The sequence below is a fragment of the Porcincola sp. LCP21S3_C12 genome (assembly GCF_052118625.1).
GTDB lineage: Bacteria > Bacillota > Clostridia > Lachnospirales > Lachnospiraceae > Porcincola.
Genome location: NZ_JBQKGW010000001.1, coordinates 60,233 through 79,472 on the forward strand (window position 1 = coordinate 60,233; position 19,240 = coordinate 79,472).

The following is a 19,240-nucleotide window of genomic DNA, read 5'->3' on the forward strand; positions in this document are numbered from 1 at the left end:
TGCCCGGGCAGAGCGGGCGCTGGATCCGGCAAAGCGGTCTCTGAATCCCGGGCAGAGCGGCTTGATAATGCGGTTTCGACGTATTATCATGGACATACATTCGAAAGGGCGGAGCCCGCAGACAGAAGATGATCTGATAGTGAGAAGAGAACGGAGGCAGGAATGAAATTCGAGGAGATGCCGTACAGCCGCATCGACATGGAAGCTGTAAGAAAGGATTTTGCGGATCTGGAGAAGCGTTTTACGGAGGCGGACAGCGGAGAGAAGCAGTTTGCGGTCCATCAAGACTATTATAAGATAATCGGCCATATCATGACAGAATCGACACTGGCGGAGATCCGGCATGATATCGATATGACAGATGAATTTTATAAGGGAGAGCAGGATTTTTATGATGCCGTGATGCCGGACATCCAGAACCTGAACGTCCGTTATCAGAAGATGCTTTTCCATTCGAAGTTCAGACCGTACCTGGAGGAGAAGATCGGCAAGGTTGCGTTCAAGAACATCGAACTCGCGATGAAGTCGGTGGACGAGAAGATTCTGCCGCTGATGCAGGAGGAGAATAAGCTTCAGAGCGGATACAACCAGCTTCTTGCAACCGCGAAGATTGACTGGAATGGCGAGACCCTGAACCTTTCCCTGATGAACCCGTATCTGCACAGTCCGGACAAGGCAGTGCGCGTGGAGGCATGGAAGAAGTATTCCGCCTTTTTCTCTGCTCACAAGGAGGAACTGGACGACTTCTACGACAAGCTGGTAAAGTGCCGCACGAAACAGGCGGAACAGATGGGATATAAGAACTATCTCGGCCTCGGATACTGCCGCATGATGCGCAACTGCTACACACGGAGTGATATAGCAGAGTTCCGCAGGCAGGTGAAGCAGGATTTTGTCCCATTTGCGGAGCAGCTCCATGAAAGACGCAGACAGCGCCTCGGCCTCTCCAGCCTTCACTTTGAGGACGAGGGAGTCTACTTTCAGAACGGGAATCCGGCGCCGGTTGGTACACCGGAAGAGATCCTGGAAGCCGGACGGAAGATGTACCGTGAGCTGTCACCGGAGACCGGAAAGTTCATGGACTTCATGTGCGACAATCATCTGTTTGACGTAATCGGGCGCAGGACAAAGAAGACCGGAGGCTACATGACGTACCTGCCGGACTACAAGGCTCCATTCATCTTCGCGAACTTCAACGGAACCTCCGGAGATGCGGATGTCATCACGCATGAGTGCGGACATGCCTTCCAGGGCTGGCTTGTCGCCGATGATCCGATCCGGGAGCATGCGGATATCACGATGGAGACGGCTGAAACGCACTCCATGTCGATGGAATTCTTCACCGAGCCCTGGATGAATCTGTTCTTCGGAGCGCGCGCGAAGGACTATGTGGACATGCACTTTGAGGACAGCTGCTGCTTTATCCCGTACGGGACGATGGTCGACGAGTTCCAGGATATCATTTATGACGATCCGTCTCTTGACCCGAAGACCCGCAACGAGGTCTGGCGGGACCTGGAGCGGCAGTACAAGCCTCACCTGGATTATTCCGGGAATGACTACTATGAGCAGGGCGGCTTCTGGCAGAAGCAGCATCATATCTATGATTGTCCGCTGTACTACATCGACTACTGTATCGCTCAGACGGATGCACTTCAGTACAAGGTCTGGATGGACAGGGATTACAAGAGTGCCTGGAGCAGTTATCTGAAGCTGTGCAGGCTGTCCGCTTCGGATTTCTTCCCGGGGCTGGTGAAGGAAGCAGGGCTTGTGAACCCGTTTGAGGATGGATGCCTGAAGAGCGTTGTCAGACAGCTCGAAGACCGGATGAACCTGTGAGGTAGGATGTTGAAAAGAATTGCAGTTGTCACCGGGGCTTCCAGCGGCCTCGGAAGAGAGTATGTAAGGCTGCTGGATGAGCGCCTGGCCGCGCATCCGGAGGAGAAACTGGATGAGATTTGGGTGATCGCGCGCAGAAGGGACAGGCTGGAGGCCCTCCAGGGAGACGTCAGGATCCCGCTGAGGGTGGTCCCGCTTGATCTGACCAGTCCTTCATTCGAATCAGAAATCAGGCACCTTTACGAGGCGGAGAAGCCGGACATTGCTTTTCTGATCAATGCCGCCGGCTTTGGAAAAATCGGAAGCTATGCGGATATATCGGAGCGGGATGCCGGGCGCATGGTTGATCTGAACTGCAAGGCGCCCGTTCTCATGTGCCAGCTGTCCATTCCGTATATGCAGGAAGGCGCCAGGATTCTGAATGTCTGTTCAACGGCAGCTTTTTCGGCTTTTCAGTATTTCGGAATCTACTGTGCATCGAAGTCCTTTCTGTATCGGTATTCCAGGTCGCTGAGGGTGGAGCTGTTAAGCAGAAGAATCTCTGTGACCGCGGTCTGTCCGTACTGGATCAAGGATACAGAATTCATTCCGGTCGCACAGGAGGCGGATACGCATTCCTGTATCCGCCACTTTGTACTGGCATCCAGCCGCTCAACCGTCGCCAGATGGTCTATGGCAGACACCATGAACCGGTTTGCGGTGTCCACCCCGGGGCCGGTCTGCACGCTCCACAGGATCTTCGGCAAAATCATTCCGAATGAACTGATGGCCGGTATCTGGGCCCTGCTCCGGAGAATCTGAGCCGTAAGGCGCGGTCTGGGAGACACGGTCTGCAGGATGCGTCCTGCGAGATACGGCCTGCGGGATGCGGCTGGAACATAAGACAGGATCATCAGTATCCGGCAGATGTCCGGAACTGTATGATCGAATAAAACAGAATGATCGGATGAAGCAGGAAAGGAAGGCTCGTGTGAAAAAGGTACTTGTAGCGGGATCGGCGGTGGTGGATGTTGTCATCCATGTTGATCATCTGCCGAAAAGAGGGGAAGACATCAATGTATACGGGCAGGATATGTCGCTCGGAGGCTGTGCCTACAATGTATCGGACTGCCTGAGACACTTTGGTGTGCCGTTTATTCCATTTTATCCGATCGGAACAGGGGTGTATGGGGATTTCGTCCGGGCAAAGCTGAAGGATCGCGGCATTGTCTCAGCGGCCCCGTCTCCGGCGGAGGAGAATGGCTGCTGCTACTGTCTGGTGGAGCCGGACGGAGAGCGTACTTTTATCTGCTACCATGGGGCAGAGTACCGCTTTCAGCCGGGGTGGTTTGACCGGCTGGACGCTTCACAGATCGACACGGTCTATCTGTGCGGCCTGGAAGTCGAGGAGCCGACGGGAATCAACATGATCGAGTATCTGGAGCGTCATCCGGAATATACCATCTTCTTTGCGCCGAGCGCCCGGATCTGCAATATTCCGGAGGGAAAAATGAACAGGCTCCTGGCACTTCATCCGATTCTGCACCTCAACCTGGATGAGGCGTCAAGATTTACCGGAGCGGATACCCTGCATGAGGCAGGGAGCAGGCTGACCGATCAGACCGGAAACCTCGCCATCATCACGCTTGGATCGAAGGGCTGCTATCTGTCCTATCCGGATGGAAACTATGAACTGATTCCGGCTGTTCCGATTGCGGAAGAGCATGGAGGCGATGCGATCGGGGCGGGAGACAGCCACATCGGCAGTATCATTGCCCTTCGCAAGCTTGGCTTTTCCTTCGGGAAAGCGGTCAGGCTGGCAAACCGGGTCTCGGCCGAGGTGGTCTGCACAGACGGCGCCCTTCTGTCAGACGAACAGTTTGAACGGCTTCATCTGATTCAGACAGAGGGCGGCGTGACATCGGCAGGCTGAGAAAGAGAATCGGCAGACACAGGAAAGAGAATCGGCAGACACAGAGAAAGACCAGCCGGAAGATGCCCGGCTGGTCTTTCTTCTGCTTTATCCAGGAAGATGCATCGCCGCTTCAAGAGCGGGATTCTGCAAGTCTGATGTCAGACGACCTGGGATGCCTTGTTCTTGATCTTTCTGACATGTGCCTTCATCTTGATCACGGAGATGATAATCAGAACGATGATCGTGACGGCATAGGGGAGCATCATGACCAGGTCAACCGGCGCGTTGGTCAGCTGGAGCTGGTTGGCAATGGCATCGGACACGCCGAACACCATCGCGCACAGCATCGCGCCGATCGGGTTGCCGTGCACCATGGAGGATGCGCACAGACCGATGTATCCGCGCCCGGCAACCATATTCTTGGTGAATGCCGAGGTGTAGCCCATCGACATGAATACGCCGCCGATCCCGCCGAGCAGTCCGGAGATGGCCCAGGTCAGGAAATATGTCTTTGAGACGGAGATTCCGACCGATTCAGCCGCATTCGGATTCTCGCCGACCGCCCGGATATGGACACCGGTGCGGGATCTCTTGATGAAGATCATCAGGAGGATGGCGGCAAGAATGGCCCCGTAGGTCAGCAGATTCTGGTTATTGAGCATCCTTCCAATGACCGGGACGTTCTTTAAGAACGGAAGCGCAATCTTCGGAAGAGACTGGGACTTGATGGTCATGGCGGAAGTGGACTTGTCACCTGTCACCACATAGAGCATAAAGATGGTTCCGCCGCCCGAGGCGAGGTTGATCGCGATCTGTGCGAGCATGAGATCGGCCTTTCCCTTGACGGTCGCCAGGGCGATCAGAAGGCCTGTGACGACGCCCGCGCAGCAGCCTCCGAGAAATCCAAGCCAGACGCTTCCGGTCCAGCCGTTGACCATGACGCCGATCAGGGCGCCCCAGAGCATCATGGACTCCGCTGCCATATTGAACAGTCCGGCTTTCTCACAGATCGCTGCGGACAGTGCCGCAAAGATCAGAGGAGTGGAAAGCCTCAGCACAGAATACAAAAATGATCCGATTTGCAGTGCGCTCATGCCTTCGCCTCCTTTTCCTTCAGACTCTTCTTCGCCGCGCTGAAGATGAGCTTCTTCTTCCAGCCGGACAGGAACATCTCAGCGGCAACCAGGACGATGATGATCCCCTGGATGATCGAGACAAATTCCGGCGGGATCTGCGTCTTGGTCGCAACCAGGCTTGCGCCTGTTCGGATATACGCGATCAGGAACGCGGAGAGCGGAACAAGAACCGGATTCTTCCTCGCGAGCACCGCGATCATCAGACCGTCAAAGCCGTAGCCTGTCAGGCTTTCCCATTTGTAGCGCGGGAACATCCCGAGAATCTGGACGCTGCCGCCCATCCCTGCAAATGCGCCGCCGATGACCTGCGACAGGATGATGGTGGAGCCGACCGGGATTCCGATGTACCTTGCAAACGACGGGTTGACGCCGACGGCGCGCATCTTATACCCAAAGGGCATCTTGTAGAACAGGATGGCCACAAAGACCACACAGACCAGGGCGATCAGAAGACCGATGTGGATCTGCGTGCCCGGAACCAGGTTTGCCAGCTTGACCTTCCTGCCCAGCTTGTAGGAGGCCGTGACAGAAGCACCCTGGTCCTTGATGACATTCTTCAGGATGTACGTTGTGAAGTACAGCAGGATGTAGTTCAGCATCAGCGAGATGACGCAGACATCCGCGTGGAAAACCTGATCCGCGACCGCGGGGATGGCGGCCGACAGCATACCGGCAAGCGCGCCGACGATGATGCAGAGGATAATCGCGAGCCATCCCGGAACCGCGGTGTCTCTCAGCGCGATCGCGACACAGGCAGCCAGGCAGCCGCCGAGGTTGACCGCGCCCTCTCCGGCGAGGTTGAACTTGTTGATTGCGTATACAAAGCACATGCAAAGACCGGTGAAGACCAGCGGAATCATCAGCGTGAAGATATCGCCTACGTGCTTCCTGGAGTTGAACGGCCCGATGATGAACAGCGAAATGACATTCCAGGGGTCGTCTGAAATCAGCGCCAGAATGATCAGCGCAATCAGGTAAGCCAGCAGGATTGCGATCAGAATTCTGACCACATCGAAGGTATTCTCAATTCTCTTTGTCTTATTCACAGCAGCCCCTCCATCTCATCCGGCGTCATGGTCTTGATCCCGAGCATGTACTCGCCGAGCTCGTCCTCGGATACCATGGATGCCTTTGAAAATGCGGCCACGATCTTTCCTTGTCTTATGACGAGGAGTCGGTCGCTGACTTCCAGCACTTCGTTCAGGTCGGCCGAGATCAGAAGAGAAGCGATCTGTTTCTCACGGACCTGCCGGACAAGGTACTTGCGGATCATCTCCGCGGTACCGACGTCAACGCCGCGGGTCGGCTGGTTTGCCAGAACGAAATTCGCTCCCGACGTGAATTCACGTGCGACGACGACCTTCTGGATGTTTCCGCCTGAGAGCAGCCGGATCTCCTCGGAACGGTCATCACAGGAAATTTCGAATTCCTTAATCAGGGCGTCCGTCTGGGCGATGGCCTTCTGCCGGTCCAGGAAAAGCCCTTTCATGTTTTCAGGGCGGTCAAAGCGGTCCGCCATCACATTGTCCATGATGGACATCGTGCTGACACAGCCGACCGTCATGCGGTCTTCGGGGATGTGGCTCATGCCGCTTCTCCGGATATCGCTGATCTTTCTGCCGGAGATACTCTTTCCATTCAGCAGAACATCGCCGCTGTCATATTCCTGCATGCCGGAAATGCAGTCGGAAAGATAGTTCTGTCCGTTGCCCTCGACACCGGCGATTCCGAGGACTTCCCCTTCCCGGATGGTGAAGGTGATGTGGTCAAGCACAACCTTTCCTTCATCGGAGAGCTTCTCCAGGTTCTTCACCTCGAGGACCGGCTTTCCGGGCTTCGGGTCCGGCTTCTCGATCTTCAGGATGACATCTCTGCCAACCATCAGGCGGGAAAGCTTGCGTTCATCAAGCTCGGAGATGGGGTAGGAGCCATTGCAGTAGCCGTGCCGCAGGATCGTGACATTGTCGCACAGCTCCATGACCTCCTCGAGCTTATGAGATATGAAGATGACGGAATGCCCGCTCTTTTTCAGAAGCTTCAGCTGCTCGAACAGCTCCTTCGTCTCCTGCGGGGTCAGGACTGCCGTCGGTTCGTCGAGAATCAGAACCTTTGCGCCTCTCGCAAGTGCCTTGAGGATCTCGACCTTCTGCATCAGGCCGACGGAGAGCTCGCTGACCGTCGCGGAGGCATCAAGGCCGAACTGATACTTGTCTGAAAGCTGCTGCGTCATCTTCACGCAGGCTTCGTTATCCACAAGCCCGTGCTTTCTGGGCTCGATTCCGAGGGTTACATTCTGGGCAACTGTCATCGACGGCACGAGCATGAAGTGCTGGTGTACCATACCGACGCCCTTTGCGATTGCATCGAGGGGAGAGGTGATTTTAACCTGCTTTCCCCCGACAAAAATTCTGCCCTCCTGCGGCTGTTCCATACCGAACAGCACCTTCATGAGGGTTGTCTTGCCGGCACCGTTCTCACCGACAAGTGCGTGGATCTCTCCCTCCTCGACAGAGAAAGTGATCCCCTTGTTTGCCACGAAGCCATTGGGATAGATCTTCGTGATATTTTCCATTTTCAGGGCTTCCATGCAAATCTCCTCATCTGAGACAGCCTCAAAAGACGGCTTGCCTGAGCCTACCTGATCTGATGCGAAACGGGCGGGAGATGGAGCGCCATCTTCCCGCCCTGATACGCTTTATCTACTGCTTCTTCGCTGTGCTTTGACTGTGTCCGCTTTATGGATTGACGGAGTCAATCAGAGACTGATACTCGTCATCGGAAGCAAAGTCGAAGTAGGACTTCGGTGTGATGCTGCCGTCCGCGATGCCTGCCTCAGCCTTCTTGACTGCGTCCTTGATATCCTGCGGGACAACCTTTTCGTAGTAGTCATTGTCCGCGATGCCGACAGCGCCTTCCTTGACGCCCATTGCCTCAAGGGTACCCCACTTTGCATCGTCGATGTTCTTGAATACATTGACCAGCATGGTGCCGACTTCCTTCGTGACAGAGGTCGCGATGACATTCGCATAGTCTGGGTTATCCTTCTCAAATGCCTTGTACTGGTCGGAATCTACGCCGAGGGTCCAGATATCGCCGACTTCGTTCGCTGCCTCGAAGGCACCGGTTCCTGCGCCGCCTGCGATCGGGAAGAAGACATCGACGCCCTTTGCGGAGTTCTGGGTTTCGCACAGCTCCTTCATCTTAGCGGAATTGGACCAGTCGCCGACCCATGCGGTCGAGACCTTGATGTCCGGATTCTGCGCCTGTGCGCCATCAATGTATCCGGTGATGAAATCCTTGATGACCGGGTTCTCGACGCCGCCGACAGCACCGATCGCACCCGTCTTGGAGAGGCCGGCTGCAACGATTCCGCCCAGGTAGGAGGACTCATTCTGCTTGAAGTAGATGTAGAGCATGTTGTCCGCCGCGACTTCGGAATCGGAGTTGATATCGAAGAGGATGAACTTGGTATCCGGATACTGATCCGCGATCGCCTCGACGTTGTCCTGGTAGGTGGAGGAGACAACCATGTAGTCGCATCCGTCTTCCAGAGCGTTCTGGATCAGCTGATCGTAGGTAGAGGCATCCTCGCCGGTCTCGATGGTATTGACATCATAACCTGCTGCGCGGAGGACATTCATGCCGACCTCGCCGGAGTCATTGAAGGACATGTCGCCGAGTCCTGTGCAGACATATGCGACTTTTCCGGAACCGGTAAAGTCAGCAGTAGCCTCTGTCGAAGGTTCTGTGGATGCCTCGGTCTCGCCGGCAAAAGCAGCCGCTGCGGATGTGACTGCGAGCGCTCCTCCAAGAACTGCTGCCAACCATACTCTGTTTGCTTTTCTCATATCCGTTCCTCCTTTTTAATATGAGACGAAAATGTGTGTGCCGCCCGTCAGGCGGGACAGTACATGATGGAATGCCGTTTCCTTTCTGCGGGAAACGGTACTTGTATAAGACACAGCCGGCAGGCGTGTTCATGCGGAATGTCCCCTGCCGGCAAGGCTTATCAGTGGGATCGGGACTTTATACGGATACGGCCGTTCTCAGCGCGACCTTCATCATATCCCGGAAGCTTGTCTGTCTGTCCTGAGCGGACATCGACTCACCGGTCACCATGGAATCGGAAACGGTGAACATCGCCAGTGCATTCGCATGTCCCTCCGCGGCATTGCAGTAGAGGGCGTAGCTTTCCATCTCGCTGGCCAGAACCCCCATCTCCGCCATCGCCTTCCAGGGATCGTTCTTCCGATAGAAGACATCGGTGGAATTGACCAGGCCGACCTGATAGCGGAACTTCTCCTCATCCGCAATCTCGACGGCCCGTCTCAGGAGCGGGAAGGATGCCACCGCGCAGAACTGGGTCGGCAGATTGAAATGCGCGCCATAGTTGCTGTCTGTGCAGGCGCCCTCCGCCATCACGATGTCACCGAGCTTCAGGTCCGGCTGCATTGCGCCGCAGGAGCCGATCCGGATGAGATTCTTCACACCGTAGAAATGAATCAGCTCGTAGGTGTAGATCCCGATCGACGGGATGCCCATCCCGGTTGCCATGACGGAAACCTTTTTCCCTTCGAAGGTGCCGGTATAGCCCAGAATATTGCGCACAGAGTTGAACTGAACCGGGTTCTCCAGGAAATGCTCTGCAATGTACTTTGCCCGGAGCGGATCACCCGGGAGCAGAATCGACTCGGCGATATCACCTGGTGCAGCACTATTGTGGGGAGTAGACATACGATCATGCCTCCTTTGTAAATGTTGTTGGTAAAGTTGTTTAAATTATAGCATACTTATAAACAGAATCAACCATACAGAAAGGATGCATGAATAAAAATCTGTCAGATTCACACAAATGGCATGCAGAGGAGCCGCCTGATCAGGACAGCAGGACGTAGACAAGCAGAACGGCAGCGGTGTAGACCGCGCAGGGCAGAAGGTTTTTCCGAATGATCGCCCCTTCTTTCCCGGTTACGCCGGCTGTGGAGGAGACAGCCACGACATTGTGGATGCAGACCATATTCCCGATCGCCCCGCCGGCCATCTGAAGGCCCAGGATCGAGGGGGCCGAAAGGTTCAGGGCCAGCGCCGTTTCATACTGAAGCGGTCCGAACAGAATGCCGGATACCGTGCAGGAGCCTGAGACAAATGCGCCGAAAACACCAAGCGCCGGAGACAGCACAGGAAAGGCTTTTCCAAACAGATTCACAAGCGTCTGTGAGATCAGCGTCAGCATTCCGGGAAGTCCTGCTGCGTTGTCCGAGGATCCGGTCATAATCTGGACCATCGACATCCCGCAGACAAGCGGAATCGCAATTTTCAGAAGCTGCCTTCCGGTACCCGAGAAGATGCGCGCTGTGGCCGACCGTTTCAGTTTTTTCCGGCAGGCGAAGATTGTTCCCAGGGCCGTCGCAAGAAACGGAAAGATACCGGGGTTATAGAGTGGTGCAAACTGATAGTCCAGATCTGCCTGGCCGCCGACATGGCGTATGGTGAAGGAGAGAGAGGAGAGCAGCTTTCTGAGACCGAAAGCCGGAATCCTTGTCAGGAGGAGGGCAGTGCCAATCACCATGTACGGCAGCCAGGCGAGGAAGGCCTTCCGGATGGTCAGGCGCTCTGGCCTCTGCAGGTCTGGCTGGCCGGTCAGGCGCTCTGGCCTCTGCAGGCCTGGCTGGCCGGAACGTGTATCGCGCAAGCCGGAAGCCGGTTTTGCGGCCTGCCCGTTCTCTTCAAACGTCCACACGGACGGAGGCGTCAGAAAATGTCTGCGGGCTGCCAGGGAAGCGGCTGCCATCCCGAACGCGCTGGCCGCAATCGAGCAGAATTCAGGACCGGCGAACCAGCCGAGCAGCATGTAGGGAACAATGAACACAAGTCCGGAAAAGACGCAGAACGGAAGCATTTCCAGAATGGATGCCAGTCTCCGGTGCCTGGAGCAGGACAGTACAAGAACGGCGACAACCATCACCGGAACCAGAATGCCGGCTGTGCCGAGGTAGAGCACGGTTTTCATCGTTGTCTCCTGCGTCATCCGCGCGACCGTTCCGCCGTTCTGACGCAGCTGCGCTTCCAGATTCACCATCACGCTGTTCATGGGGGTTCCCGCAGCGGCGAATGGGACAGGGGTGCTGTTGGATATGAGCGCGACCGAGCAGGCTGCAACAGGAGGAAAGCTCAGGCCGACGAGAAGAGGCGCGGCGATTGCGGCCGGTGTGCCGTATCCGGCGGCTCCCTCGATGAAAGCGCCGAACAGATACCCGATGATCAGCGCCTGAACCCGCCTGTCCGGACTGATCCGCTGAAAGACACTGGAGATGACGGCCATCAGGCCGGTTTCCCTGAGCGCATTGAGCAGGAGGATGGCCCCGCCGATTATCAGCAGAAGATCAAGGGCCTTCAGCCCGCCGTACAGGCTTGCGGAAGCGATGCCGGCAAGGTCCATCTTCCATAGAAAAAGGGCCGAAAAGACAGCCATCAGATAAGAAATCAAAAGTGCCTTCCCGGATGTGAAATTAAAAAAGGCCATCAGGACCAGCGCGGCCAGAAACGGCGCTGACGCGGCCAGAATGCAGACAATCTGAGCTGTTTTCATGTGCTTTACCCTCCCTGATCATATTGGACTGGACCTCTGTGCAAATATCCACACATGTGGTATTATTCACGCGTGAGCGTGTTCTTTCAATGGTCAGAAATTCCGAAGGCGGGATTTATTCCACAGATTCAGTCAAATTGGGGAGAAGCAAACAGCATGATTTTCCACAGATTCAGCCAGACCGGGGAGAAGCAGACAGCATGATTCAGACAGACAGAAGAGTCAGGAAGACAAAGAAAGCCATCCAGGAGGCCTACTTCAGGCTTCTGGAGAAAAAAAGAACCGAGAAGATCACCGTCGCGGAGATCACGCGCGAGGCGGACATTGACCGGAAGACCTTTTACCTTCACTATACGTCTGTCCAGGACCTGATCCGCGAGTTCACGGCGGCAAAGACGAAGGACATTCTGAAGCGTCTGACACTCAGAAGTTTTTTCTCGCTGAAATTTGACAGGCAGATTTTCACGAAGGAAGCTGTTTCGCTCGTCTCCGAGAATCTTGATTTTCTGAAGATGGTGACCTGCAGCCCGGACCTTGATTTTTTCTGGAATACAGCGCAGGACACTGCGGTCGATGTCCTGACAGAGATCTATGCGAGACATTCCTCCCTTCCGGTGAGCAATCTCCGTATTCAGGTGCGGTTCTTTGTCGGTGGGGCGGGCGCCGCCTACCGGGACTGGATGCAGGGGAAGATTCCCTGCTCCCTGGAGGAGCTTTCGAACAGCGTATCGAAGATCGCATTTACCGGTGTACAGCATATTCTGCAGAATCCGCAGCCCGATGTCCCGTGTTGACCGGGGAAGGTCATCTGCGTTAAGATGGGCGGGATACAATGCATTCGGCGCCCCTGCGCGCTGCTGACTTCCTGCACATGATGAAAGCCAGGTTCTGATCGTATGAAACATCTGACACCGAAAAATCTGATGCTTTGTCTGATGGGCTCGCTCATCTACTGCATCGCGTTCAATACATTCATCGTCCCGGCCCATATGTATTCCAGCGGGTTTGTCGGGATCTCCCAGCTGGTGGCCGGCGGGCTTGCGTCTGTTTTCCATATCCGGATAAATCTGCAGCCGATTGTGTATTTCTGCCTGGATGTTCCGCTTTTTCTGATCGGGCTGAAGATTCTTGGGAAAGCCTCGATCGCGTTCACATTCCTGATTGTCCTTGTGGAAACGCTGTTCATGAATTTCATTCCGATTCCGGACCATATGGTACTTGACAACGTCTTTGCGATGGCGGTTGTCGGAGGGTGTCTGGAGGGAATCGGCACCTCGATCACGTTCCGGGGCTTCGGTTCTTCCGGCGGGACGGACCTGCTCGGGATGATGCTCACGGAAAAGTACCGGAAGCTGTCGGTGGGCCGTGTCAATCTGGCTGTCAACGCCTGCGTCTATCTGTTTGCCGGTCTTCGGTATTCGCTTCAGACAGCCGTCTACAGCCTGGTGGCGGAGGCATTTGCCTCCATTATGATTGACCGCTATCACAAGCAGAACAACCTGGTGACGGTCAACATCATCTCGGAACACAATGAGGCCTTCATACAGTTCATCAATGTGAAGCTGGACCGCGGCGCGACGGTGATCGATGCGAAGGGCGCCTGGTCCGGGAAGCCCTGCAAGGTTGTCGTGGCGGTTCTCTCCGAATACGAGCTGGGGCTTCTTGAAAAAGAAGCGGAGACTATCGATCCGGCCGCATTTATCTTCAGCAACCCCAGGACGAGTGTGTTCGGCGAGTTTGAAAAGCGCCTGTCCGCATAAGGCCGGTTGTTCTGAGAGACAGCAGACTGCAGTTTTTCCCGCGCAGGGAGAGACTGAAGGACTGCGGGAAGAATTGGGAGAAATGGATATGAAGATTGCAGTCAGAAAACTCAGGGAGGACGCTGTCCTTCCGGCGCGCGGTTCCGCAGAGGCTGCAGGGGCGGACCTGCGTGCCTGCATGGATGAGGAACGCATTGAGCTGGCTCCGGGGGAGACAAAGCTGATTGGGACAGGCCTTTCGATGGCCGTTCCGTCCGGCTATTTCGGCGGGATTTTTGCACGTTCCGGGCTGTCTGTGAAGGAGGGGCTGCGGCCGTCGAACTGCGTCGGCGTCGTCGATTCGGACTACAGGGGGGAGGTCAAGGTCGCCCTCTACAATGACTCATCCCAGAGCCGGGTCATCGAGCGGGGAGAGCGCATCGCGCAGCTTGTGATTCTGCCGTACCTTGCGCCTGAATTTGAGGAAGCCGGGACGCTCGATGAGACAGGACGCGGGGATGGCGGCTTCGGCCACACCGGGAAGGCTTGAGAAGATGAACAGGATCAATTACCAGAGGCAGCTGGATGCTCTGCTGAAACACATTGAGGCGGACAATGAAGCCGGGCGGAAGCCGCCAAGGCTCTTTCTTCACAGCTGCTGCGCTCCGTGTTCAAGCTATGTCCTCGAATATCTGAGCGATTATTTTCAGATTACAGATTTCTTTTACAATCCGAATATCGAGCCGAAGGAAGAGTACCGCTTCCGGGAAGAAGAGCTGATGCGCCTCATTTCCGAAATGAAGCCGCGCTATCCGATTGATTTCCTTCCGGGCTGGTATGACCCCTCCATCTTTCACCGTGCGGTGAAGGGCCTGGAGTCTCTGCCGGAGGGAGGAGAGCGGTGCTTCATCTGCTACAGACTCCGGATGGAGGAGGCAGCGAAGCTTGCGGCTGCGGGCGGCTACGATTATTTCACGACAACCCTTTCCATCTCTCCGCTGAAAAACGCGGAGAAGATCAACGAGATCGGGCAGGAACTGGAGGCAGAATACGGTGTCCGGCACCTGCCGTCCGATTTTAAAAAGAAAAACGGTTATCTGCGGTCTGTGCAGCTGTCGCAGGAGCACCAGCTGTACAGGCAGGATTTCTGCGGCTGTGTATATTCAAAAACGCAGCGTGAGCGGGAAAAGCGGCAGGCAGAGGTCTGAGAAAGGAGCATCTCAATGGCACAGCTTTGGGGCGGAAGATTCACAAAACAGCAGGACGATCTTGTAAAGAAATTCAACGATTCTCTTCCATATGACAGAAGACTCTACAGGCAGGATATCCGGGGCAGCATCGTTCACGCCACGATGCTCGGGAAGCAGGGCATCCTGACAGACGACGAGATGAGACAGATTGTGGACGGACTCTCCGGCATTCTGGAGGACATCGAAAACGGCAGGCTTGCGTTCTCGGATGCTTACGAGGATATCCACAGCTTCGTGGAAGCCAACCTGATTGACCGGATCGGGGACGCCGGGAAAAAGCTGCATACAGGGCGCTCCCGGAACGACCAGGTCGCGCTGGATATGAAGATGTACATCCGGGACGAAATCGGGGAAATCAGCAGACTGCTCAGACATTTTCTGCAGACGCTGCTCTCCGTGATGGAGGCCAACAAGGAGACCTTCATGCCGGGATTTACGCACCTCCAGAAGGCGCAGCCGGTCACGCTTGCCCATCACATGGCGGCCTACTTTGAGATGTTCCGCCGTGACCGCGAGCGTCTTTCAGACATCCGGGAGCGGATGGATCTGTGTCCGCTTGGCTCCGGTGCGCTGGCCGGAACGACCTACCCGCTTGACCGGAACTTCACAGCCAGAGAGCTTGGCTTTGACGGCCCCTGCCGGAACTCGATGGATGGCGTATCTGACAGAGATTACCTGATCGAGTTTCTGGATGCGCTGGCAATCTGCCAGATGCACCTGTCCCGTTTCGCTGAGGAAATCATCATCTGGAACAGCAACGAGTACCGCTTTGTGGAGCTGGACGACGCGTATTCCACAGGCTCGTCGATCATGCCGCAGAAAAAGAATCCGGATATCGCGGAGCTCGTCCGCGGGAAGACGGGACGTGTCTATGCGGCCCTCGTCTCCCTCCTGACAACAATGAAAGGTATTCCGCTGGCATATGACAAGGACATGCAGGAGGACAAGGAGCTGACCTTTGACGCGATTGACACGCTGAAGATCGAGATCCCGCTGTTCGACGACATGATCCGCACCTGCCAGTTCCGCCCGGATGTGATGGAAGCTTCCGCAAAACACGGGTTTACAAATGCAACAGATGCGGCGGACTATCTGGTGGAGAAAGGGGTGCCGTTCCGCGATGCGCATGGAATCATCGGCCGGATGGTTCTGTACTGCATCGATCATAAAAAGGCACTGGATGACCTGTCTCTGGAGGAATTCAGACAGTTTTCTGACCGGTTTGATGCGGATATCTACGAGGCCATCAGTCTGAGAACCTGCGTGGAAAAGCGTCTGACGGAGGGTGCTCCGTCCGCCCGCTCAATGGACAGGGAGATTGCCGCCTGCCGTGCGTATCTTTCGGGAGAAGCGGACGAAAGTCTGGAGATCTGACGGGCACCGCTCCTCAGCCTTGACAGCATGAACAATTCGGTTTAGAGTTTTAAAAACCGGTTGGAAGCAAAGATGATGCTGCCCGGAGGGCGGCGGAATGGAGATGAAGATGGAAAAACTCAGGGTCGGAATTCTCGGAGCGACCGGCATGGTCGGCCAGCGTTTTGTAACGCTTCTTTCGGATCATCCGTATTTCCAGATCGAAGTCCTCGCGGCTTCTGCAAGAAGCGCAGGCAAGACATATGAGGAAGCAGTCGGCGGAAGATGGAAGATGGATACACCGATGCCGGATGCTGTCCGGAACATGAAGGTCATGAATGTTTCGGATGTCGAGGCTGTCGCAGGGCAGGTCGATATGGTCTTTTCGGCAGTTGATATGACGAAGGATGAGATCCGGAAGATCGAGGAAGCGTACGCGAAGACGGAAACACCGGTCGTCTCCAACAACAGCGCGCACCGCTGGACACCAGACGTCCCGATGGTTATTCCGGAGATCAATCTCAGCCATTTTGATGTGATTCCGTTCCAGAGAAAGCGGCTCGGAACCACGAGAGGCTTCATCGCCGTCAAGCCGAACTGCTCGATACAGGCCTATGCGCCGGCTCTGGCTGCATGGAAGGAATATGAGCCCTATGAGGCTGTCATCACGACTTACCAGGCGATCTCCGGCGCCGGAAAAACCTTTAAGGACTGGCCGGAGATGATCGGAAACATCATCCCTTACATCGGCGGCGAGGAGGAGAAGAGCGAGCGGGAGCCGCTCCGGATCCTCGGCAGGCTTGAGGATGGCGTTATTGTCCCGGCAAAGGAACCGGTCATCACCTGTCAGTGTGTCCGCGTGCCGGTTCTGAATGGCCACACGGCGGCTGTGTTCCTGAAGATGCGCAGGCATCCGTCGAAGGAGGAACTGATCGACCGGCTCGTCCATTTCTCCGGCTATCCGCAGGAGCATCATCTGCCGTCTGCGCCGGAGCAGTTCATCCAGTATCTGGAGGAGGACAACCGGCCTCAGGTTACGCTGGATGTCGATTATGAGCATGGAATGGGAGTCTCGATCGGCAGGCTGAGAGAGGATACCGTCTATGACTGGAAGTTCATCGGCCTGGCGCACAATACTCTGAGGGGGGCTGCCGGCGGCGCTGTGCTCTGTGCAGAGACGCTTGTCTCGCTCGGCTACATCGCCCGCAAGTAAAGTTCAGGCAACGTTCAGAACCAGCATGGGAAAATATCTGTTTATCGCTGAAAAGCCAAGCGTCGCGCAGCAGTTTGCCGCGACGCTTGGAGAATCCATGTCCAAGGGCGATGGATACCAGGAATCCGAACATCTTGTCGTGACCTGGTGTCTCGGCCATCTGGTCACCATGAGTTATCCGGAGGTCTACGACCAGAAGTACAAGAAGTGGAGCCTGGATACTCTTCCTTTTATTCCGAGCACATACAAATATGAAGTCATCGGCTCTGCCCGCAGGCAGTTTTCTGTGGTGAAAAAACTGCTCAACCGACCGGATGTGGAGCGGATCTATGTCTGTACCGACTCCGGGCGTGAGGGAGAGTACATCTACCGGCTTGTCCGTCAGATGGCAGACGTCAGGGGCAAGGATGAGCGCCGCGTCTGGATCGACTCGCAGACGGAGGAGGAGATCCGGCGCGGGATCCATGAGGCAAAGCCGCTCAGTGCCTACGACAATCTGGCGTCCTCCGCCTACCTGCGCGCACAGGAAGACTACCTGATGGGAATTAATTTTTCACGCGCGCTGACGCTCCGGTACGGCCGCTCAATGGCCGCCTATCTCGGTGAAAAATACTGCGTGGTCTCTGTCGGGCGGGTGATGACCTGTGTTCTCGGCATGGTCGTGAAGCGGGAGCGGGAAATCCGCTGCTTTCAGGAAACGCCCTTCTACCGCATTTTCCTGCTGACGGAAAAGAATGGTTCTCCATTCTCCGCCGAATGGCGGGCTGTCAAAGGCTCCAGGTACGAGAATTCACCGCTTCTGTACGCACAAAATGGCTTCAGAAAGCGGGAGGACGCGGAAGCCTTTGTCCGGGATCTTTCAAAAAACCTGCCTCTTCAAGCCGTTGTGGACAAGTGCGAGAAGAAGACGGAGAAGAAGAACCCGCCCCTTCTGTATAATCTGGCAGAGCTTCAGAATGACTGCAGCCGGATGTTCCACATCAGCCCGGATCAGACTCTGAATTATGTTCAGGATCTGTATGAGAAGAAGCTCGTCACCTATCCAAGAACCGACGCGCGCGTCCTCTCCACCGCGATCTCAAAGGAAATTGACCGCAACATCAAAGGGCTTCTGAATTTTCAGCCGGCAGCTGTATACGCAAAAAAGGCGCTGGATGACGGAAAGTGGAAGACGATCGCAAAGACGAAATATGTCGATGACAAGCAGATTACCGACCACTATGCGCTGATTCCAACCGGGCAGGGGCTCGGGGCGCTGAGGAGTCTGAAGGGAACAGAATACGGCGTCTACTGTGCGATTGTAAGACGCTTTCTCTCGATCTTTTATCCACCGGCCATATACCGGAAGATCTCCCTGACGCTGGACGCGGAGGGCGAGAAATTTTTCTCCTCTTATCGTGTGCTGGAGGATGAAGGATATCTGGCCGTCATGAAAAAACAAAAAGACGCTCAGGGGAATCCGGCCGCTGCCGGGAAGGAAGGGGCAGATGACAGGGAGGAGGCTTCTGTCCAGGAGGCTGCGGACAAAGAAGCTTCAGACAAGGAAGCTGCAGACCAGGCGCTTGGCGAAGTTCTGGAGAAGCTCCGGAAGGGAGAGAAGCTTCCCGTCAGCAGATATGAGATCCGGGAGGGAAAGACCTCGCCGCCAAAGCGGTACAATTCGGGATCGATGATCCTCGCGATGGAGAATGCCGGTCAGCTGATCGAGGATGAGGAGCTCCGCGAGCAGATCCGTTCAACCGGCATCGGGACAAGCGCGACGCGGGCTGAAATTCTCAAAAAGCTCGTGAACAACCGCTACATCGCCCTCAGCAGCAAGACGCAGATTCTGACACCGACGCTCCTCGGCGAGATGATCTACGATGTGGTCCGCTGCTCGATCCGGTCACTGCTTGACCCGGCGCTGACAGCCAGCTGGGAAAAGGGGCTGGGCTATGTAGCCGACGGAAAGGTAACCCCTGAGCAGTATACGGAGACGATGGACGGGTATGTGTCAAAGTGGACAAACTATGTCAAAGGTGTTCACAATGAATCACAGATGGTTCCGATGTATAATGAAGCGGCCGCTTTCTACAAGGCAAGAACGGTCACAGGTTATGCAGGCGGCTCCGGAAAACGCAGGACGTCGGGAAAAACAAAGGCAAAAGCTGCAAAAGGACTGTCCGGAAAGGCTTCCGGAAGGACAGCCGGGCAGTCAGACAGGAAATCTGATCAGGATGGAGGTTAA

Annotated in this window: 16 protein-coding genes; 10 read left to right on the top strand and 6 right to left on the bottom strand. The window is 55.6% G+C overall.

The features are described from left to right. Nucleotides 1-162 precede the first annotated feature (162 nt). The 3 genes from ACTQ1N_RS00185 (at nt 163) to ACTQ1N_RS00195 (ending at nt 3,751) form a co-directional block, all read left to right on the top strand. Nucleotides 163-1,839: a M3 family oligoendopeptidase gene (locus ACTQ1N_RS00185; protein ID WP_441953453.1), complete on the top strand. Its 1,677-nt coding sequence runs from the start codon at nt 163-165 to the stop codon at nt 1,837-1,839. 6 nt (nt 1,840-1,845) lie between these two features. Next, a complete protein-coding gene (locus ACTQ1N_RS00190) occupies nt 1,846-2,640 on the top strand; it encodes an SDR family NAD(P)-dependent oxidoreductase (protein WP_441953455.1) in 795 nt (264 codons plus the stop codon). A 169-nt stretch (nt 2,641-2,809) separates the two neighbouring features. Further along, the gene (locus tag ACTQ1N_RS00195; RefSeq protein ID WP_441953457.1) at nt 2,810-3,751 is read left to right on the top strand and encodes a PfkB family carbohydrate kinase; all 942 of its coding nucleotides are present in this window, start codon (nt 2,810-2,812) and stop codon (nt 3,749-3,751) included. Between the two features lie 140 nt (nt 3,752-3,891). Here ACTQ1N_RS00195 and ACTQ1N_RS00200 read toward each other — a convergent pair whose 3' ends face one another. From ACTQ1N_RS00200 to ACTQ1N_RS00225, 6 genes are all read right to left on the bottom strand, one after another. Next, a complete protein-coding gene (locus ACTQ1N_RS00200; protein ID WP_441953459.1) occupies nt 3,892-4,827 on the bottom strand; it encodes an ABC transporter permease in 936 nt (311 codons plus the stop codon). Further along, entirely contained in the window at nt 4,824-5,915 is a 1,092-nt protein-coding gene (locus ACTQ1N_RS00205) for an ABC transporter permease (RefSeq protein WP_441953461.1), read from the bottom strand. Before ACTQ1N_RS00205 ends, ACTQ1N_RS00200 begins: the two co-directional genes overlap by 4 nt. Further along, entirely contained in the window at nt 5,912-7,456 is a 1,545-nt protein-coding gene (locus ACTQ1N_RS00210) for an ABC transporter ATP-binding protein (protein WP_441953463.1), read from the bottom strand. The genes ACTQ1N_RS00205 and ACTQ1N_RS00210 overlap by 4 nt, the downstream gene beginning before the upstream one ends. A gap of 148 nt (nt 7,457-7,604) precedes the next feature. After that, the gene (locus ACTQ1N_RS00215; protein WP_441953465.1) at nt 7,605-8,717 is read right to left on the bottom strand and encodes a BMP family ABC transporter substrate-binding protein; all 1,113 of its coding nucleotides are present in this window, start codon (nt 8,715-8,717) and stop codon (nt 7,605-7,607) included. A gap of 178 nt (nt 8,718-8,895) precedes the next feature. Next, nucleotides 8,896-9,603: a purine-nucleoside phosphorylase gene (deoD, locus tag ACTQ1N_RS00220; protein WP_441953467.1), complete on the bottom strand. Its 708-nt coding sequence runs from the start codon at nt 9,601-9,603 to the stop codon at nt 8,896-8,898. 142 nt (nt 9,604-9,745) lie between these two features. Beyond that, nucleotides 9,746-11,458, bottom strand: coding sequence for an L-lactate permease (locus tag ACTQ1N_RS00225; protein ID WP_441953469.1), 1,713 nt, complete (start codon nt 11,456-11,458; stop codon nt 9,746-9,748). Nucleotides 11,459-11,658: 200 nt separating this feature from the next. Between ACTQ1N_RS00225 and ACTQ1N_RS00230 the strand changes: the two genes are divergently transcribed. The 7 genes from ACTQ1N_RS00230 to ACTQ1N_RS00260 all read left to right on the top strand — a co-directional run bounded on the left by ACTQ1N_RS00230 (nt 11,659) and on the right by ACTQ1N_RS00260 (nt 19,240). Beyond that, nucleotides 11,659-12,252 carry a TetR/AcrR family transcriptional regulator gene (locus tag ACTQ1N_RS00230; protein ID WP_441953471.1) on the top strand — a complete coding sequence of 198 codons (594 nt, stop codon included), beginning with the start codon at nt 11,659-11,661 and terminating at the stop codon, nt 12,250-12,252. Nucleotides 12,253-12,354: 102 nt separating this feature from the next. After that, on the top strand, nt 12,355-13,218 hold the full coding sequence (locus tag ACTQ1N_RS00235) for a YitT family protein (protein ID WP_441953473.1): 864 nt from the start codon (nt 12,355-12,357) through the stop codon (nt 13,216-13,218). Nucleotides 13,219-13,306: 88 nt separating this feature from the next. Continuing rightward, nucleotides 13,307-13,747 carry a dUTP diphosphatase gene (gene dut, locus ACTQ1N_RS00240; protein WP_441953475.1) on the top strand — a complete coding sequence of 147 codons (441 nt, stop codon included), beginning with the start codon at nt 13,307-13,309 and terminating at the stop codon, nt 13,745-13,747. A 4-nt stretch (nt 13,748-13,751) separates the two neighbouring features. Continuing rightward, the gene (locus ACTQ1N_RS00245; protein WP_441953823.1) at nt 13,752-14,405 is read left to right on the top strand and encodes an epoxyqueuosine reductase QueH; all 654 of its coding nucleotides are present in this window, start codon (nt 13,752-13,754) and stop codon (nt 14,403-14,405) included. A 15-nt stretch (nt 14,406-14,420) separates the two neighbouring features. After that, entirely contained in the window at nt 14,421-15,821 is a 1,401-nt protein-coding gene (argH, locus tag ACTQ1N_RS00250) for an argininosuccinate lyase (protein ID WP_441953477.1), read from the top strand. Nucleotides 15,822-15,918: 97 nt separating this feature from the next. After that, nucleotides 15,919-17,013, top strand: coding sequence for an aspartate-semialdehyde dehydrogenase (gene asd, locus ACTQ1N_RS00255; RefSeq protein ID WP_441953479.1), 1,095 nt, complete (start codon nt 15,919-15,921; stop codon nt 17,011-17,013). Between the two features lie 25 nt (nt 17,014-17,038). Then, nucleotides 17,039-19,240, top strand: coding sequence for a DNA topoisomerase (locus ACTQ1N_RS00260; RefSeq protein WP_441953481.1), 2,202 nt, complete (start codon nt 17,039-17,041; stop codon nt 19,238-19,240).

Bases quoted from the DNA above. Each gene is read 5' to 3' on its own strand.
- ACTQ1N_RS00185 (WP_441953453.1), top strand. From the start codon at position 163: ATGAAATTCGAGGAGATGCCGTACAGCCGCATCGACATGGAAGCTGTA.
- ACTQ1N_RS00190 (WP_441953455.1), top strand. From the start codon at position 1,846: ATGTTGAAAAGAATTGCAGTTGTCACCGGGGCTTCCAGCGGCCTCGGA.
- ACTQ1N_RS00200 (WP_441953459.1), bottom strand. From the start codon at position 4,827: ATGAGCGCACTGCAAATCGGATCATTTTTGTATTCTGTGCTGAGGCTT.
- ACTQ1N_RS00210 (WP_441953463.1), bottom strand. From the start codon at position 7,456: ATGGAAGCCCTGAAAATGGAAAATATCACGAAGATCTATCCCAATGGC.
- ACTQ1N_RS00215 (WP_441953465.1), bottom strand. From the start codon at position 8,717: ATGAGAAAAGCAAACAGAGTATGGTTGGCAGCAGTTCTTGGAGGAGCG.
- deoD (WP_441953467.1), bottom strand. From the start codon at position 9,603: ATGTCTACTCCCCACAATAGTGCTGCACCAGGTGATATCGCCGAGTCG.
- ACTQ1N_RS00225 (WP_441953469.1), bottom strand. From the start codon at position 11,458: ATGAAAACAGCTCAGATTGTCTGCATTCTGGCCGCGTCAGCGCCGTTT.
- ACTQ1N_RS00230 (WP_441953471.1), top strand. From the start codon at position 11,659: ATGATTCAGACAGACAGAAGAGTCAGGAAGACAAAGAAAGCCATCCAG.
- ACTQ1N_RS00235 (WP_441953473.1), top strand. From the start codon at position 12,355: ATGAAACATCTGACACCGAAAAATCTGATGCTTTGTCTGATGGGCTCG.
- dut (WP_441953475.1), top strand. From the start codon at position 13,307: ATGAAGATTGCAGTCAGAAAACTCAGGGAGGACGCTGTCCTTCCGGCG.
- ACTQ1N_RS00245 (WP_441953823.1), top strand. From the start codon at position 13,752: ATGAACAGGATCAATTACCAGAGGCAGCTGGATGCTCTGCTGAAACAC.
- argH (WP_441953477.1), top strand. From the start codon at position 14,421: ATGGCACAGCTTTGGGGCGGAAGATTCACAAAACAGCAGGACGATCTT.
- asd (WP_441953479.1), top strand. From the start codon at position 15,919: ATGGAGATGAAGATGGAAAAACTCAGGGTCGGAATTCTCGGAGCGACC.
- ACTQ1N_RS00260 (WP_441953481.1), top strand. From the start codon at position 17,039: ATGGGAAAATATCTGTTTATCGCTGAAAAGCCAAGCGTCGCGCAGCAG.